At 71.1% G+C, this 15,875-nt stretch carries 19 protein-coding genes; 8 read left to right on the top strand and 11 right to left on the bottom strand.

Annotated elements, in window-relative coordinates; genetic code table 11:
- Positions 1 to 10: 10 nt before the first annotated feature.
- The 5 genes from AA23TX_RS46240 to AA23TX_RS46220 are packed head-to-tail and all read right to left on the bottom strand — an operon-like array spanning position 11 to position 2,330.
- A complete protein-coding gene (locus AA23TX_RS46240) occupies positions 11 to 580 on the bottom strand; it encodes a DNA-3-methyladenine glycosylase I (protein ID WP_155549189.1) in 570 nt (189 codons plus the stop codon).
- Positions 573 to 1,031 carry an SRPBCC family protein gene (locus AA23TX_RS46235; RefSeq protein ID WP_155549188.1) on the bottom strand — a complete coding sequence of 153 codons (459 nt, stop codon included), beginning with the start codon at positions 1,029 to 1,031 and terminating at the stop codon, positions 573 to 575. The genes AA23TX_RS46240 and AA23TX_RS46235 overlap by 8 nt, the downstream gene beginning before the upstream one ends.
- Positions 1,028 to 1,351 carry a DivIVA domain-containing protein gene (locus tag AA23TX_RS46230; protein WP_155549187.1) on the bottom strand — a complete coding sequence of 108 codons (324 nt, stop codon included), beginning with the start codon at positions 1,349 to 1,351 and terminating at the stop codon, positions 1,028 to 1,030. Before AA23TX_RS46230 ends, AA23TX_RS46235 begins: the two co-directional genes overlap by 4 nt.
- Positions 1,348 to 2,016: a permease prefix domain 1-containing protein gene (locus tag AA23TX_RS46225; RefSeq protein ID WP_155549186.1), complete on the bottom strand. Its 669-nt coding sequence runs from the start codon at positions 2,014 to 2,016 to the stop codon at positions 1,348 to 1,350. Before AA23TX_RS46225 ends, AA23TX_RS46230 begins: the two co-directional genes overlap by 4 nt.
- Positions 2,013 to 2,330: a helix-turn-helix transcriptional regulator gene (locus AA23TX_RS46220; RefSeq protein ID WP_155549185.1), complete on the bottom strand. Its 318-nt coding sequence runs from the start codon at positions 2,328 to 2,330 to the stop codon at positions 2,013 to 2,015. Before AA23TX_RS46220 ends, AA23TX_RS46225 begins: the two co-directional genes overlap by 4 nt.
- Before the next feature lie 60 nt (positions 2,331 to 2,390).
- Between AA23TX_RS46220 and AA23TX_RS46215 the strand changes: the two genes are divergently transcribed.
- The 4 genes from AA23TX_RS46215 (at position 2,391) to cydC (ending at position 7,810) form a co-directional block, all read left to right on the top strand.
- Entirely contained in the window at positions 2,391 to 3,551 is a 1,161-nt protein-coding gene (locus AA23TX_RS46215) for a cytochrome ubiquinol oxidase subunit I (RefSeq protein ID WP_155549184.1), read from the top strand.
- Positions 3,552 to 3,554: 3 nt separating this feature from the next.
- Positions 3,555 to 4,523: a cytochrome d ubiquinol oxidase subunit II gene (locus AA23TX_RS46210; protein ID WP_155549183.1), complete on the top strand. Its 969-nt coding sequence runs from the start codon at positions 3,555 to 3,557 to the stop codon at positions 4,521 to 4,523.
- 9 nt (positions 4,524 to 4,532) lie between these two features.
- Positions 4,533 to 6,092 carry a thiol reductant ABC exporter subunit CydD gene (gene cydD, locus AA23TX_RS46205; RefSeq protein WP_230863097.1) on the top strand — a complete coding sequence of 520 codons (1,560 nt, stop codon included), beginning with the start codon at positions 4,533 to 4,535 and terminating at the stop codon, positions 6,090 to 6,092.
- Positions 6,093 to 6,205: 113 nt separating this feature from the next.
- Entirely contained in the window at positions 6,206 to 7,810 is a 1,605-nt protein-coding gene (gene cydC / locus AA23TX_RS46200) for a thiol reductant ABC exporter subunit CydC (protein WP_439328807.1), read from the top strand.
- Here cydC and AA23TX_RS46195 read toward each other — a convergent pair.
- On the bottom strand, positions 7,746 to 8,648 hold the full coding sequence (locus AA23TX_RS46195; RefSeq protein WP_155549182.1) for a glucosyl-3-phosphoglycerate synthase: 903 nt from the start codon (positions 8,646 to 8,648) through the stop codon (positions 7,746 to 7,748). The genes cydC and AA23TX_RS46195 overlap by 65 nt on opposite strands.
- A 51-nt stretch (positions 8,649 to 8,699) precedes the next feature.
- Here AA23TX_RS46195 and AA23TX_RS46190 point away from each other — a divergent pair, with 51 nt between their 5' ends.
- The gene (locus tag AA23TX_RS46190) at positions 8,700 to 9,374 is read left to right on the top strand and encodes a lysophospholipid acyltransferase family protein (protein WP_155549181.1); all 675 of its coding nucleotides are present in this window, start codon (positions 8,700 to 8,702) and stop codon (positions 9,372 to 9,374) included.
- On the opposite strand, the gene AA23TX_RS46185 is transcribed toward AA23TX_RS46190, so the two are convergent.
- Both AA23TX_RS46185 and AA23TX_RS46180 read right to left on the bottom strand, forming a co-directional pair.
- Positions 9,371 to 9,604: a hypothetical protein gene (locus AA23TX_RS46185; RefSeq protein ID WP_155549180.1), complete on the bottom strand. Its 234-nt coding sequence runs from the start codon at positions 9,602 to 9,604 to the stop codon at positions 9,371 to 9,373. The two genes, AA23TX_RS46190 and AA23TX_RS46185, sit on opposite strands and share 4 nt — an antisense overlap.
- Positions 9,605 to 9,632: 28 nt before the next feature.
- Complete coding sequence (locus AA23TX_RS46180) at positions 9,633 to 10,349, bottom strand: SDR family oxidoreductase (protein WP_155549179.1); 717 nt, start codon at positions 10,347 to 10,349, stop codon at positions 9,633 to 9,635.
- Between the two features lie 70 nt (positions 10,350 to 10,419).
- Here AA23TX_RS46180 and AA23TX_RS46175 point away from each other — a divergent pair, with 70 nt between their 5' ends.
- A complete protein-coding gene (locus AA23TX_RS46175; protein WP_155549178.1) occupies positions 10,420 to 11,262 on the top strand; it encodes a LysR family transcriptional regulator in 843 nt (280 codons plus the stop codon).
- Here AA23TX_RS46175 and AA23TX_RS46170 read toward each other — a convergent pair.
- The 3 genes from AA23TX_RS46170 to AA23TX_RS46160 are packed head-to-tail and all read right to left on the bottom strand — an operon-like array spanning position 11,231 to position 14,442.
- Positions 11,231 to 11,815 (bottom strand): LOG family protein, encoded by a 585-nt coding sequence (locus tag AA23TX_RS46170; RefSeq protein WP_155549177.1) that lies wholly within the window; start codon positions 11,813 to 11,815, stop codon positions 11,231 to 11,233. The two genes, AA23TX_RS46175 and AA23TX_RS46170, sit on opposite strands and share 32 nt — an antisense overlap.
- Positions 11,815 to 12,600 carry an LOG family protein gene (locus AA23TX_RS46165; protein ID WP_155549176.1) on the bottom strand — a complete coding sequence of 262 codons (786 nt, stop codon included), beginning with the start codon at positions 12,598 to 12,600 and terminating at the stop codon, positions 11,815 to 11,817. Before AA23TX_RS46165 ends, AA23TX_RS46170 begins: the two co-directional genes overlap by 1 nt.
- Before the next feature lie 9 nt (positions 12,601 to 12,609).
- Positions 12,610 to 14,442, bottom strand: coding sequence for a glycoside hydrolase family 9 protein (locus AA23TX_RS46160; protein WP_155549175.1), 1,833 nt, complete (start codon positions 14,440 to 14,442; stop codon positions 12,610 to 12,612).
- A 207-nt stretch (positions 14,443 to 14,649) separates the two neighbouring features.
- Between AA23TX_RS46160 and AA23TX_RS46155 the strand changes: the two genes are divergently transcribed.
- Together AA23TX_RS46155 and AA23TX_RS46150 are read left to right on the top strand one after the other, a co-directional pair.
- Positions 14,650 to 14,964 carry a transposase gene (locus tag AA23TX_RS46155; RefSeq protein ID WP_155549174.1) on the top strand — a complete coding sequence of 105 codons (315 nt, stop codon included), beginning with the start codon at positions 14,650 to 14,652 and terminating at the stop codon, positions 14,962 to 14,964.
- Positions 14,961 to 15,845, top strand: coding sequence for an IS3 family transposase (locus AA23TX_RS46150; protein ID WP_155540926.1), 885 nt, complete (start codon positions 14,961 to 14,963; stop codon positions 15,843 to 15,845). The genes AA23TX_RS46155 and AA23TX_RS46150 overlap by 4 nt, the downstream gene beginning before the upstream one ends.
- The last annotated feature ends 30 nt before the right edge of the window (positions 15,846 to 15,875 follow it).

The following is a 15,875-nucleotide window of genomic DNA, read 5'->3' as shown; positions in this document are numbered from 1 at the left end:
ACCCTGTTTCTCACTCACGACCGGCCCGGAAGCAGCCCTTGACGTGGTCGTCGACCATGCCGGTCGCCTGCATCAGCGCGTAGCACGTCGTCGGGCCGAGGAAGACGAAGCCGCGCTTCTTCAGCTCCTTGGCCATGGCCTTGGACTCGTCCGTGATCGCCGGGACGTCCGCCATCGTCCGCGGGCGCTTGTGCGACGAAGGCGCGAACGACCACAGCAGGTCGTCCAGCGGGGTGTCCAGGGAAGCGATCGCCTTCGCGTTGTTGATCGCGGCCAGGATCTTCGCCCGGTTCCGCACGATCGACGCGTCCTGCATCAGGCGCTCGACGTCGGCGTCGCCGAACTTGGCCACCTTCGCCGGCTTGAACTGCTTGAACGCCTTCCGGAAGCCGTCCCGCTTGCGCAGGATCGTGATCCACGAAAGCCCCGACTGGAACGACTCGAGGCACAACCGCTCGTACAGCTCGTCCTGCCCGTGGAGCGGCGTGCCCCACTCTTCGTCGTGGTACGACGCGTAGTCCGGGGTCGAATTGCCCCAGCTGCACCGCGCGACGCCGTCGGCGCCGAGAAGCTCACTCATCCCCACCCACCGAATAGTCCTCCGCGAACCGCGCGAACCGCCGCAGCGACTGGCGCACCCCGAGCGCGAACGCCGGCCGCACCACCGGCCAGCCGAGCCGACCCAAGGGCCCGAACGGCAGCCGCAGGTGCTCGGCCCAGACGAACGTCGAGTGCGTCGCGCCCTTGGGCACCACCTGGAACACGCCCGTGCCCTGCACGAAGCTGCCGAGGTGGCGGACCCCGCACCGCACCGGCGGCTCCCAGCTGGTGATCTCCATCGTGTCGGTGAAGCCGACCCCGGCGACGCCGGTGAACGCCGACAGGCGCGACCCGACGCTGCGGCCGTTGCCCTCGACGACCTCGACCTCGGTGCCGAGCATCCACTCGCCCTGGCGCGTCCAGTCCGTCAGCGCGAGCCAGGTCGTCCCGGCCGGCGCGCGGACGTCGACCGACAGGATCAGGTCCGTCACTGGGCGCCTTCGGGCGAGCTCTCCCGCTCGTGTTCGCGCTGCTCCAGCTCGGCGACCCGGGTGCGCAGCTCGTCGAGCTCGACGCCGAGGCGCCGCATCACCCAGTCCACTTCGGACATCTTGTAGCCGCGCAGGACCTGCTGGAAGCGGACCTCCCGCAGGTCCTCGCCGGTGATGTCCTCGGCGGGCAGCCGCGTCGGCGAGCTGCCCGGCGGCAGCGGGGCGAGCTCCTCACCCCGGCCGAAGACCACGGCGGCGAGCAGGAACACCACGGCGGCCACCAGCAGCATGACTACGAGGTAGATCAGCGCGGTCGTCACGCGACGATCGTGGCATACCCACCCCAGGATCGTCTCGCGAGCACGACGAGCCGGAGCGAAAGCAGCACCCACGCGACCATCAACAGGACGCACGGGACGCTCAGGAACAGCCTCGAGACGTCGACCAAGCCGGTCGAGCCGATGACCAGCCCGACCGAGGCGAGGTTGATGCCGACGGCCAGCGCGATCAGGACGCCGCAGAACCGGGCGAGCCGGACGGCGTCGAGGCGGCGGCTGAGCCAGCGGGTGCCGAGCAGGGCGATCAGGCCGATCACCGGCACCACGAAGACGGCGCCGTGGGTGGCGTGGGCGATCACCTTGTACCACTCCGGCGTGGGCGTCGACAGCTTCGTCCACTCGCCGAAGGTGAGGATCCGGGCGTAGTCCCAGGAGGCCTGCATCAGCGGGACGCCGATGACGAGCTTCCACAGCGTCCGGACGCCGCTGAGCATGCCGAGCTCGGCCTGGTAGTCGCGGGCGACGACGGCCGCCGGGCCGAAGTCGGCGACCGCGCGGCGTTCGGCGTCCTCGTCGCTCCAGCCGCCCGCGCGGTAGGCGTCGGCGGCGTCGTGCAGCCCGTCGCGGGCCTCTTCGAGGAGGTCGGCCTTGAACCTGCCGCAGCCGTGCAGCCGCTGGTCGAGGTCCCCCAGGTACTCGTCGATCATGCTCCCAGCACTCCCCCGATGACCGTGGTGAACTCCCGCCATTCGGTGCGTTCGGCGGCCAGGGCCTGCTCGCCGGAGCGGGTGAGGCGGTAGGTGCGGCGCTTGCGGCCGGACACGACGTCCCATTCGCTGCTCAGCCAGCCGGCCCGCTCGAGCCGGCGCAGCGCCGGGTAGACGGTGCCGGTGGGCAGGTCGAGCGCGCCGTCGCTGCGCAGCTGGAGCGCCTCGATGATCGCGTAGCCGTGGAGCTTCCGGCCGTCGAGCACGGCCAGCAGCAGCGCGTCGAGGTGGCCGCGCAGGGTGTCCGCCTTCATGAGTACGCAGTCTACACGTCGCCTTGCTACATGTAGCCAGTCTATGTGTAGCCTGACTACATGAACGCCCTCCCGGTCGCGAGACTCCAGTTCGCGACGACGACTTCGTTCCACTTCTTGTTCGTGCTGCTCACACTGGGGTTGGTCACGCTGGTGGCCGTGATGCAGACGCGCTGGACGCTCGGCGGCAGGCCCGAACTGCTGCGGATGACGCGCTTCTGGGGCCGCCTCTACGTCATCAACTACGCGCTGGGGATCGTCACCGGCATCGTGATGGAGTTCCAGTTCGGGCTCACTTGGACCGGGCTGTCCGCCTTCGCCGGGGACGTCTTCGGCGCGCCGCTGGCCATCGAGACGCTGGTCGCGTTCTTCCTCGAGTCGACCTTCCTCGGCCTGTGGATCTTCGGCTTCGGGCGCATGAACAAGTGGCTGCACCTGGCGCTGATCTGGCTGGTCACGCTGACCGCGTACGCGTCGGCGCTGTTCATCATGCTGGCCAACTCGTTCCTGCAGAACCCGGTCGGCAGCCGCCTCGAAGGCGGCACGCTGCACCTCGACGACTTCGGCGCGCTGTTCTCGAACCCGGCCCTGGCCGCGTCGCTGCCGCACGTGCTCAGCGCCGCGCTGGTGACCGGCGGGTTCTTCGTCGTCGGCGTCAGCGCGTGGCACTTCCTCAAGCGCACCAACGAAGTCGAGTTCTTCCGCCGCTCGATGCGGATCGGCGTCGTCGCGGCGCTCGTCGGCTCGATCTTCGTGGTCAACCAGGGCTTCGCGCAGTTCGGCCAGCTGAAGATGTACCAGCCGGACAAGCTGGACGAGAGCGTGGTCGGCATGCCGCTGGGCGCGATGATCGGGCTCGGGTTCCTCATGTTCGTCTGCGCGATCCTCGGCACGCTGCTGCTGGTCCGGAACTGGATCACCCGGGCGCGGTTCCTGCACTACCTGATGGTCGCGGCGATCCCGTTGCCCTTCCTCGCGGCGATCATGGGGTGGCTGGTGCGCGAGCTCGGCCGTCAGCCGTGGCTGGTCTGGGGGAAGCTGCGCACCGCGGACGCGATCGCGGACGTCCCCGCCGGCCAGATCCTGTTCTCCTTCATCGCCTTTTCCCTGCTGTTCGCCGCGCTCGCGGTCGCCGACTGGGTGCTCATGGCGCGGGTCGCCAAGCGCGGCCCGGAGCCGGTGGACGAGCCCGCCGAGCTGCCCGTCCTGAGCGGAGTCTGACCGATGGCGACCTTCTTCTGGTGCCTGCTGGGCCTGCTGACCTGCGGCTACTTCGCGCTGGCCGGCTACGACTACGGCGTCGGCATGCTGCTGCCCGCGTTCGAAGCCGACGAGCGGCGGCGACGGCAGACGCTCGGCGCGCTCGGGCCGTTCTTCCTGGCCAACGAGGTGTGGCTGGTGGCCGCGGTCGGCCTGCTGTTCGGCGCGTTCCCGCACCTGGAGGGCAAGGTGTTCGCCGGGGCGTACGTGCTGGTCGTGACGCTGCTGCTCGGCCTGGTCACGTTCACGGCGTCGGTGCAGCTGCGCAGCCGCCGCCCGGACGCGCGGCGCGGCGCCTGGACGGCGGGCATCGTCGGCGGTGCGCTGGTCACCGCGCTGTCGTGGGGCCTGTTCCTGGGCAACCTGGTGCTCGGCCTGCCACCGACCGACGATGTCTTGGCGTTCTTCAGCCCGTACGCGGCGCTGTGGGGGCTGGGGTTCGTCGCGCTGTTCTGCTTGCAGGGGGCGGCGTTCCTCGCGGTGCGCGCGCCGGCGGAGCTGACCGGCCGCGCGGTGCGGCTGGCGCGTGCCTTCTCGGCGCCGGTGCTCGCTTTCCTCGTGATCGCCACGGGGTGGGGGTTCTTCACCCTTTCCGGAGTTACCGCGCTCGGCATCGGCGTGGTCGTGCTGGCGTTCTTGGCACTCGCCGTTTCGCGGCTGGGGCTGGCTTCGCGGCGGCATCGGGTGGCGCTCGTCGCGTCGATGGTGCTGTCGGCCTGCCCGGCGCTGCTCGCGGGCACGCTGCGGTTCCCGACGGTGCTGGTTTCCCCGACGTCAACGCTGACCGTCGAGCAGGCGGCGACGGCGTCCGGCACGTTCGCGGTGCTGGGCTGGTTCGCCGTGCCGGCGGTGGTGGTGCTCCTGGTGGTGCAGTGGCTGACCTGGCGCGCGCACCGGCATCCCCTCGACCAGCGCTCGCTGCTGCACTTCTAGGGGGTTTCGGTGCCTGCTCTGCCCGGACTCCGGCGGTACCTGGTCGTGCTGGCCGTGCTCGGAGTGCTCTCGGCGATCCTGGTTCTGATCCAGGCCGAAGGGCTGGCCACGCTGCTCACCGGCGGTGGCGTGTCGGTCTTCCTGGTCGTGGCTGTCGCCTCGCGGGTCTTGGTGACCTGGGGTCACGGCGTCCTCAGTGGACGGTTCGCGGCCACGGTCCGCGCCGGCCTGCGGCGCCGGCTGCTCGGCTCGGCCGCCGAGCGCGCCGGCGTCGTCGCCACGCAGATCACGCGGGGTGTCGACGCGACGGACAGCTACCTGACCGGGTACCTGCCGTCGCTGGTCGTCTCGGCGGTGGTGCCGATCGCGGTGATCGTGCGGCTGTTCACGACGGACGTCGTGTCGGCGCTGGTGGTGACGGCGACGCTGCCGCTGATCCCGGTGTTCGCGATCCTGGTCGGCAAGCACACGGCGGCGCGCACGGCGCGGCAGTGGTCGTCGCTGACGAAGCTGGGCGGGCACTTCCTCGACGTCGTCCGCGGGCTGGAGACCCTTCGGCTGTTCGGCCGGGCATCGGCGCAGGCGTCGACGGTCCGGGCGATGGCTTCCGCCCACGCCGACGCGACGGTGAAGACGCTGCGGGTGGCGTTCCTGTCGTCGCTGGTGCTGGAGCTGGTCGCGACGATGTCGGTGGCCCTGGTCGCGGTCCCGATCGGGTTCCGGCTGCTGTCCGGCTCCCTCGACCCCCGGACGGCTCTGCTGGTGTTGGTCCTGGCGCCGGAGGCGTACCTGCCGCTGCGGGCGGCGGGCGCGAAGTTCCACGCGGCGGCGGAGGGGTTGACGGCGCTGCGGGAGGCACTCGCGGTACCGGTGGTCTCGTCGCGCTCGGCTGTCTTCACTCGACGACGAGGTGCGCCTTCGGTCGCCTTCGAGCGGGTGTCCGTTTCCTACGACGGGGTTCCCGCTCTGTCCGAAGTGGACTTTTCGGTGCCCGCCGGTTCGCGGGTGGCTCTGGTCGGGCCCAGCGGGTCGGGGAAGAGCACCGTGCTGGCTGTCTTGCTGGGGTTCGTGACGCCGTCTTCGGGGCGGGTGCTCGTGGACGGCGTGGACCTGCGTTCTTTGTCTCCTTCGGACTGGCTGGCCGACGTGGCCTGGGTCCCGCAGCGGCCGACGCTGTTCCGGGGATCGTTGGCGTCGAACATCTCGCTGGGTACATCGACCGACTTCTCGGCGGCGGCCCGGGCGGCTTCGTTGGACTCGGTGGCTGCCGGCTTGCCGGGCGGGTTCTCCACCGCGGTGGGCGAGCTGGGTGAGGTGCTGTCGGCGGGCCAGCGGCAGCGGGTGGGGCTGGCGCGGGCGTTGGCGCGGACTTCGGCGGGGCTGGTGCTGCTGGACGAGCCGACGGCCCGGCTGGACTCCCGAACAGAGGCGGCGGTGCTGTCGGCGACGCGACGGTTGTTGCCGGGCCGTACGGCGGTGCTGGTCGCGCACCGGCCGGCGATGGTCTCGCTGGCGGACCGGGTGATCGAGCTGCGGGGTGGCCGGGTGTGCTCGGAGGTGGCGGCGTGATGGGTTTGTCAACTTTTCTGTCCACAGGAGGTCAGTTGTCCACAGATCGCCGAGCGGCCCCTTTTTGCACCCCGGCGCCAGTAGGCTGGGATCGGGGACGCCCCCCGGGATGGGTGGGGGCTGCTCTGGAGGTCTGGGCCCTGTCCCCCAAAGACATCCTCCGGCTTCTCCGCGCCGCCCTTCTCGGTGCCGGCGCCGAACTCGCCGCCCTCGCGCTCATGGCCACCGCCGCGTGGCTGCTCCTCCGCGCCGCCGAACAGCCTCCGCTCGGTGCCCTGACCGTCGCCATCGTCGGCGTCCGGACCCTCGCCCTGCTCCGCGGTGGTCTCCGATATGCCGAACGGCTCGCCGGGCACGAAGTCGTCCTGCGCTGGCTCGGCGCCCTCCGGACCCGCGTCTACCGGGCACTCATCCCCGGCTCACGGTTCTCCGGCGGTGACCTCGTCACGCGGCTCGTGTCCGATGTGGACGCTCTGCAGGACGCCGTCCTGCGGTGGCTGCTGCCCTCCGGAGTCGCTGCGCTCGTCGGGACCGCCGCCGTCGCGGTCACGCTGACCGCGTCCGTGTCCGCCGCCGTCGCGCTCGCGGGCGGGCTGGCGGTCGCCGGGGTGCTGCTGCCGTGGCTGGTCGTCCGGATCACCCGGCGGGCCGCTCGGGACGACGCTCCGAAACGGGCCGAACTTGCCGAACGGGCCGTTGAACTCGTCACCGGGCACCGGGAACTCGTGGCCGCCGGGGCCCTCGACGAACACCTCGCCGGGGCGACCGGCGTTGTCGACGAAATCGCCGTGAGTGACCGAACCGCGTCGGGAAAGACCGCCGCGCTCACCGCCGCCGGGGTGCTCGTCCAACTGGTGACCACCGCCGCCGTCGCGCTGCTCGCCCACGCCTCCGTGCCCTGGACCGCCGCGCTCACCCTGGGCGCCATGACCGCCTTCGAAGTCGTCCTGCCGCTCGTCGGCGCCGCCCGCCGCGTTCCCGAGATCCGCGCGTCGGCCGCCCGCGTGAAGGACGTGCTGACCGGACCCGCCGGGCCACAGCACACCCGGGAAGTCCACAATGGACACATTGAATTCCGGAAAGCCGTTGTCCGGTACCCGGGCCGGGCGCCCGCGCTGAGGGACGTCGACCTCGACCTCCCGCCCGGCAAGCGCGTCGGGATCCTCGGCCCCAGTGGTGCCGGCAAGACGACCCTGCTCCGGCTCCTCCTCGGCCTCGAAACCCCCATGGACGGCCAGGTGCTCCTCGACGGCCATCCGCTCGCCGAGTACGCGGCCCTGCCCCAACTGATAAGCGCAGCACTCGCCGACGCCCACGTCTTCCACACGACCGTCCGCGAAAACCTCCTGCTCGCGAAGCCCGACGCCACCGACGAAGAGCTGCGAGAAGCCTGCGCGACCGCGGATTTCGACCTCGACCTGGACCGCGACACCGGCCCGGACGGCGACGCGCTCTCCGGCGGTCAACGTCAGCGGCTGATCCTCGCCCGCGCGGTCCTGGCCGCGCCGGAGGTCCTCGTGCTCGACGAGCCGGTCGAGGGCCTCGACCCCGCTCACGGCGACGCCGTCCTGAAGAACGTCCTCGCGCACGCGAAAGGCACCGTCGTCCTCGTGACGCACCGCCCCGAGCACCTCGAAGGCTTCGACCAGGTCCTCACCCTCGAGGACGGGCGAGCACTTCCCGCATCGGCGGCCGGTCCGCGACCCGGACCTCGGTGACGTCCGGCAGCCACTCCTCGTCGACCTGCACGAACTGCGTGAGCGGCGCGTCGGCGGCCGGGATCCCGCAGCGCGCCAGCGCCGTGCCCAGGATCTGCCGGGACATCGCGCCCAGCTGCAGCAGTGACCGGTTCCGGTGCTTGCGGACGCCGAGGTTGACCTGCGCGAGCCCGTCGAGGCCGTAGCGCGCCTCGGCGTCGAGCAGCAGCCCGATCTCGACGCCGTACCCGGCGGCGAACGGCACCGACTCCAGGAACGCGCGCGTGCCCGCGTACTCGCCCCCGAGGGGCTGGATCAGCCCGCCGAGCGACGGGCGCAACGCCGAGAGCACCGGCCGCGCCAGCAGCTCGGTGACGCGGCCGCCGCCGCTGCTCTCCAGTCGCAGCGGACGGCGGTAGAAGCCCTTCACCAGGTGGACGCCGTTTTCGGAGACCAGTGGCCCGAGCAGCGACGGCACGAACGCCGGGTCCGGGTCGACGAGGTCGGAGTCGAGGAACACGACGAAGTCGCCGCTGGTCGCGGCCAGCGAACGCCACAGCACCTCGCCCTTGCCGGGCACCGGCGGCAGGTCCGGCAGGACGTCCTCACGGCGGACGACCCGCGCGCCGGCGGCCTCGGCGGTTTGCGCGGTCGCGTCCGTGGAACCCGAATCCATGACGACCAGCTCGTCGACGACGCTGCCGACCAGCGGACGCACGGACGCGACGACGTCGCCCACCGTCCGCTCTTCGTCCAGCGCCGGTAGCACGACCGAAACCGTCCGGTCACCCTTCGCGGTCACGATGTCCTCGGGCGTCCACCCGGGCTCCTGCCACGTACGCCGCTCGAACCAACTCACGAGTAACGATCGTGCCATGCTGGGGTCACCGCACCCGAGGAGGAGGACCACTTGATCGCGCTGCTTGTCCGGTTCGTGCTGGGACCGCTGGCCAGGGCGGTGTACCGGCCGGAGGTGCACGGCGTCGAAAACGTGCCCACCACGGGCCCGGTGATCTTGGCGGCCAACCACCGGGCCGCGCTCGACACCGGCGTGATCACGTTCGCGACGCCGCGGCAGGTCAAGTTCCTCGGCAAGGCCGAGTACTTCACCGGCAAGGGCCCCAAGGGCAAGCTGATGGCCGGGTTCGTCGGCGGGCTCGGCTACATCCCGGTCGAGCGCGGCAACGCCCAAGCCGGGCTGGCCGCCCTCGAAGCGGCGCGCAAGGTGCTCGACGCGGGAGGCGTCTTCGCGATCTACCCGGAGGGCACGCGTTCCCTGGACGGCCGGCTGCACCGCGGCCACACCGGCGTCGCGGCGCTGGCCCTCGCGACCGGCGCGAAGGTGGTGCCGGTCGCGCTGACCGGCACCGAAAAGCTCCAGCCCGCCGGGAAGCGGATCCCCCGCCCGGCGAAGATCGCCATCACGTTCGGCAAGCCCCTCGACTTCTCGCGCTACGAGGGCCAGGACTACTCGCCGGCGATCCGCCGGTCGGTCACCGACGAGGTGATGTACCAGATCCTGGAGATCTCGGGGCAGGAGTACGTGGACACCTACCACAAGCGGCCGAGCGAGGGCGTCGCCTAGTTCGCGATCCAGATCAGCGAACTGGTGATCTTCGCGAAGTCGTACTTCGGCGCCAGCGGACCTCGCCAGTCGCGGCCGATCAGCAGCTGGCGACCGCCTCCGCGTTCGTAGTCGATGTTCTCGTACAGGCCCCACAGACGGGGGCCGGCAGGACGGCCGCCAGCCGCCGGACCGCGCGCTTGCTCGACTCGATCATGGTGGGTTCCTCCCCTTCGGTTCACCCCCAGCACGCGCGGACCGGCCCGCCGGTTTAGGCCGTCACCACGGCACCGGGCCCTCGTCGTCGACAAAAGTGCCCGTCGGGCCGTCCGCTCCGATCGTCGCCATCCGGACCGCCGCCACCGCGCCTTGCGCCGGTGTCCGGAACCCCGAGTGGCCGTTCAGGTCCGTCGCGCAGTAGCCCGGGCAGACCGCGTTGACCAGGATGCCGTCGCCGCGCAGCTCCCTCGCGTACTGCAAGGTCAGCGACGTCAACGCCGTCTTCGACGGGGTGTAGCCCGCCGAGATCGGCAGCTCGACGGCCGGATCGGCGTTGCGGGTCAGGGACGCGGCGCTGCTGGAGACGTTGACGATGCGCGGCGCGGCCGACCGGCGCAGCAGCGGCAGCAGCGCGTTCGTGACCGTGATGACGCCGAAGAAGTTCGTCTCGAAGATCGTGCGCAGCGTGCCCAGGTCGGCCGTGCTGGGGGTCTGGTGGGCCAGGTCGGTGCCCGGTGGGCGGGCGATGGCGGCGTTGTTGACCAGCACGTCGAGCCGGCCGTAGCGCTCCTCGAGAGCCGAAGCCGCCGCGGCGACCGAAGCGGGGTCGGTGACGTCGAGGACCACCGAGTCCGTGCCCAGCTCCGCGGCCGCCTTCTCGCCCAGTTCCGCGCTGCGGGCGCCGATGACGACGGTGTGCCCGAGGGTGGCGAGCTGCGCGGCGATCTCGCGGCCGATGCCCTTGTTCGCGCCGGTGACCAAAGTGATTCCGTCCATGACTCCAGCACACCAGCGAGCCGCACACGCGAGCCAACACCGATGCCGCATCGGCCGATACTCTGGCGGTATGGAGACGCGGGAGCTCGCGTATTTCGTGGCCGTCGCCGAGGAACTGCACTTCGGCCGCGCCGCGCAGCGCCTCGGCATGGCGCAGCCTCCGCTGTCGCGCGCCATCCAGCAGCTCGAACGCCGCATGGGCGTGCCGCTGCTGAACCGCACGAGCCGCGGCGTGAGCCTGACGCCCGCGGGCGCGGTTTTCCTTGCGGAGAGCCGCAAAGCGCTCGACGCGGTGGACGCCGCGGTGCGCCGGGCGCAGCGCGCGGGACAGGAGGTGCCGAAGCTGCTCGTGGCGATGAAGCCCGACGGCGACGCCGGCCTGCTCGAGCGGATCCTCCCCGGGTACCGGGCCGACCCGGACGCGATCGAGGTCGAGGTCGTCGTGGGCGGGATCGGCGAGCAGTCCCGCATGCTGCGCGACGGCCGCGTCGACCTGGCGTTCCTGCACGGCCCGCACGACGACTCCGTCGGGTTCGACACCGAGCTGCTGCTGGAGCAGGACCAGGTGGCGATGCTCGCGCGCGGGCACCGCCTGGCCGACCGGTCGGCGCTGGTGCTCGCCGACCTGGACGGCGAGCCGCTCCCCCGGTGGCCCGGCAGCGACGTGCGCGGGCCCGAGGTGCGGGACGCGGGGCAGCTGCTCCAGCTCGTGGCGCTGGGCCAGGTCGTCGCGGTGGTCCCGGAGTCGGCCCGCCGCCACGTGCGCGCGGACGTCGTGTGCCTGCCGGTGCTCGACGCGCCCCGGACGTCGGTGCTGCTGGCGTGGCCCGACCGGACGCGCTCGCGGGCGGTGGCCGCGTTCGTCCGGGCGAGCACCGACGTCAGATCCCCGGCGGCTCCGTCGCCCACTTAGGCGGCGCGGGCGGCTCGTACGTCGCGAACCGGTCGAGCAGCACCGCCGGGTCGGTGTCGGTCATCAGCAGCTGCCGGTACTCCGGCTTGACGAACCCCTCGGTCACCATGTGGTCGGCGAACGCCACCAGCGGCCCGTAGTACCCGTCGACGTCGACCAGGCCGATCGGCTTGCCGTGCAGGCCGAGCTGGGCCCACGTCCAGACCTCGAACAGCTCCTCCAGCGTCCCGGCGCCGCCGGGCAGCGCGAGGAAGCCGTCGGACAGGGCCGCCATCTTGGCCTTGCGCTCGTGCATGTCCTTCACGACGTGCAGCTCGGACAGCCCGGCGTGCGAAATCTCTACGCTCGAGAGCGCCTCCGGGATCACGCCGATCACCTCGCCGCCCGCGGCCAGCGCCGCGTCGGCGACCACGCCCATCGTGCCGACGCTCGCGCCGCCGTAGACCAGGCCGATGCCGCGCTGGGCCAGGAGCTTGCCCAGCGCAGCCGCCTGCTCGGCGTAGCGCGGCGAGAACCCCATCGACGAGCCGCAGAAGACACAGATCCGGCTCATCAGTGGGTGTCCTCCCAGGCCTGGTAGGACTCCTGCACGACGCGGACGGCGTCGTCGATGTCGTCGGTGACGTGCAGCAGGTCCAGGTCGTGCGGGCTGACCTTGCCCTCGGCCTGCACGGTCTTGGCGATCCAGTCGTAGAGCCCGCCCCAGTAGTCGCTGCCGAACAGCACCACCGGGAACTTCGTGACCTTCTTGGTCTGCACCAGCGTCAGCGCCTCGAACAGCTCGTCGAGCGTGCCGAAGCCGCCGGGCAGGCAGATGAAGGCCTGCGAATACTTGATGAACATCGTCTTCCGGGCGAAGAAGTACCGGAAGTTGACGCCGAGGTCGACCCACGGGTTCAGGCCCTGCTCGAACGGCAGCTCGATGCCCAGCCCGACGGAGAAGCCGCCGGCCTCGGCCGCGCCGCGGTTCACGGCCTCCATCGCGCCCGGGCCGCCGCCGGTCATCACGGCGAACCCGGCGTCGGCCAGCGCCGCGCCGATCTTGCGGCCGAGCTCGTACTCCGGGTGGTCGCGCTTGGTGCGGGCCGAACCGAACACCGTGACCGCGCGCGGGACCTCGGCGAGCGCGCCGAAGCCTTCGACGAACTCGGCCTGGATGCGCAGCACGCGCCACGGGTCGGTGTGCACCCAGTCGCTCGGGCCGCGCGCGTCCAGGAGCCGCTGGTCGGTGGTGCTGCCCTGGTCGCGGCGGTCGCGGCGCAGCACGACCGGGCCCTTGTGGCGCTCTACCGGGCGTTCGGGGTACTGGCCGTCCGGCCATTCAGACTGTTCGCTCACTTCCCCATGCTACGGCCTGCCCGCCAGCGAGAATGCCAACGTCGCCGTGGAGGTGAAGTCGATGGCGGGCTCGTTACTGGGCCATGAACTGAGGTCGTCGGCGTAGCGACTTCCCTGGCCGTCGAAGGATTCATACGGACGGGTGCATTCCTTCGCGCCCGCCGGGAAGGGCAGATCGGCGAAGTTGTCCGCTCCGTTGGGGCCGTTGACGACCGCGCCGTACAGCACTTTCGAAGGTCCGGCGAGGTTCGCGGCCTGGTGGTGCGGGCACTGCGGGGACGTCGTCCCGACGCCGACCACGAGCGACACTCCCCACGCGTTCGCGCCGAGCGTGAAGTTCCGCTGTTGCGCGCCGAAGGCCGCGTAGCGGGTGTCGCCGGTGACGCGCTGGTAGAGCCGCGCGGTGGCGGCGAAGCCGAAGCTCTTGCTGGCGGCGTCGAAGTCGGTGACGTCGACGGCGGTCCGGAATGGACTCTTCTTCGCCGACTCGACCCCCGCGTCCAGCTGACGGCGCAGATCCGCGGCCAGCTCGCGGACGCCGAGCGCGGCGCCGGGGACGCCGGTGCGCAGCAGGCCGGCGAGGTCGGCGTGGGCGAGCGCGCTGGTGTCGTAGAGGTTCAACGTGCTCGTGTCGTCGCTGCCGATGTAGGCCTTCGCCCACTTCGCCGCTTCGCGGACCCAGCCGTTCGCGCGGGGGTCTCCGAGGGCTCGCGCCGCGAGCGCCAGCTGCGTCGCACCGAGTTCCAGGTCGTCCTCCCAGGATGACTCCGGGTAGTAGGCGTGCGGGAACGCGCTGACGAGTTCGCCGACGTCCGCCGTCTTGGCCTGGGCGAACACCGCGGCCGCCTCGGCCAGGTAGTGGCGGGCCAGGCGCGGGTCCCGGTGGGCCTGGACCTGCGCGCCGAGCGCGAAGGCGGCGGCGACGCGGCCGGCGAGGTTCGGCGACAGCGGCGCGCCGGCGGGAGCGGCCGGGAAGACCGGGCGGTACTTGACGAAGTAGGCGGGGTCGCCGGGCTTGACGTCGAGGGCGTCGTCGTCCTGGGGGTTGCGCCAGACGTCGTGGTCGCCGAGGAAGCCGAACTCCTCGCTGCCGGTGCCGATGCCGACCTGGGCGTAGAGGGTCTTCGTCCGGCCGTCCCACATCTTGTCGAGCCAGTCGAGGCCGAAGCGGACCTCCTTCGCCAGCACCGCGTCGGGGTCGTCGCGGAGTACGAAGCCCAGTTCGGCCAGGGAATACGCGGTGTTGGAGGTGAACTTGACGAAGTCGCCGGCGTCGACCCAGCCGCCTTCGACGTCGACCGGGCCGCCCTGGGCTTTCAGCGGTTCGACGATTTCGTCGCCGCCTTCGCCTTGGAACTTCGGCTCCGCGTACACGGTCGCCTTCCGGTCCGCGAGGTGCGACGGCCGGCGGTCGAGACGGCCGGGGATGACGTCGTGGCCGTCGCGCTGGGCCTGGAAGAACTCGGTGGTGGCGCGCACGAGCGGGCGGAACAGGCGCCTCGCGGTGTCGATCCGGAACGGCGGCGACGTCGCTCCGGCGGCCTTGACGCGATAGGTGCCTGGGCGGTCCACAGTGGACAGGTCGAGATCGAACACGTTGTTGTACCGCGCGTTCCAGGCACCGAGACTGACACCGGTGCGGCCCTCACGGACCGTACGGCCGCGCTCGTCGACGACGGTGAACTTCCCCGCGGCGCCGCCGAGCAGGTAGGCGTGCTTCGCCTCGCCCAGCGCGTAGCCGACTTGGTCGACGCGCACCTCGGCGGGAGTCGCCGCCTCGGCCGGGGTGGCGGCGAGGGGCACGGCGAGCGCGGCCGCTGTCGCGAGGGGAAGCAGGCGCATGGTCGCCCTCCACTTTGTTAGGAAAGTTTCCTATTTAGCGAGAGAACGCTATCCCGGCGCGGGCGAGGCGTCAATATGTCCGTTTCCGCGGTCCCGCCGACGACCGCGCCGGGGCATCACGCGTGACTGGGCGGGCATCACGCGTGATGCCCCTCTGATCACGGGTGTGGGGTTGCCCCTTGGGGCCGGACACCTTGATTCCAGACAGTGGTCTGGAGGGAGGATGTCCTGGTGTCTCGCAGGTCGAAGTACCCGGAGCAGTTCCGTCGTGACGCCATCGAGTTGGTGAACTCGAGTGATCGTCCGTTGCGGCAGATCGCCCGCGAACTGGGGGTCAACCACGAGACCCTGCGGTCGTGGGTGAACGTGGCCAAGCAGGAAGCTGCGGCCGGGCCGATGGTGGAGGATCCGGCGGTGACCGATGAAGTCCAGCGGTTGCGGAAGCAGGTCGCTGAGCTGCAGAAAGAGAAGGAGATCCTGCGGAAAGCGGCCGCCTATTTTGCGCGCGAGATGGATCGATGATCTACCGCTACCGGTTCATCTCCGAACACCGCACCACCTTCGGTGTCCAGCGGTTGTGCCAGGTCCTCGGGCTGCGCCGGCAAGGCTTCCACGAGTGGGTCGCGGCCGAGTCAGATCGGGCCCGGCGGGCGGAGGCTGAAGTCGAACTGGTCAGGTTGATCACCAGCATCCACGCCGAGCACCGTGGCGCCTACGGCGTTCCGCGGGTGACTGCGGAACTGCACCGCCGCGGCCACACGATCAACCACAAACGGGTGGAGCGGCTGATGCGCGAGCACGGTCTGGCCGGGATCACCCGCCGCAAACGCCGCGTCACCACCCGGCCCGCGGCCGGCCCGGTCACCCCGGTGGGTGATCTGATCCGCCGCGACTTCACCGCCACCGCCCCAGGGACAAGGCTGGTCGGGGACATCACCTGCCTGCCCACCTTCCAAGGCTGGCTCTACCTGGCCACCGTCATCGACCTGCACACCCGCGAAATCGTCGGCCACGCCATGGCCAGCCATATGCGCACCGACCTGGTCTGCGACGCGATCGACCTCGCTGCGGCCCGCGGCCTCATCCAGCCCGATGCGGTGTTTCACACCGACCGCGGCGTCCAATACACCTCCGGCCAGTTCCGCACCGCCCTCGCCGAACACCAGATCCGGCCATCGGTCGGGCGGGTCGGGTCCTGCTACGACAACGCCGTCGCCGAAGCCTTCTTCGCCACGTTGAAGACCGAAATCGGCACCACGATCTGGCGCACCCGGGCCCAGGCCCGCCAGGACGTGTTCCGCTATCTGCGCTACTACAACCACGCAAGGTTGCACTCCACCATCGGCCAGAACACCCCGGCCGAAGCCAGAACCACCTACTACGCTCAAGCCTCAGCTGCCTAAACCCCGTGTCCGCCTCACCGGGGCAACTCC

This window comes from Amycolatopsis camponoti, assembly GCF_902497555.1.
GTDB classification, from domain to species: Bacteria; Actinomycetota; Actinomycetes; order Mycobacteriales; family Pseudonocardiaceae; genus Amycolatopsis; species Amycolatopsis camponoti.
Note: the sequence above shows the minus strand (reverse complement) of the source record. Positions and strands in the feature narration are given on the sequence as shown.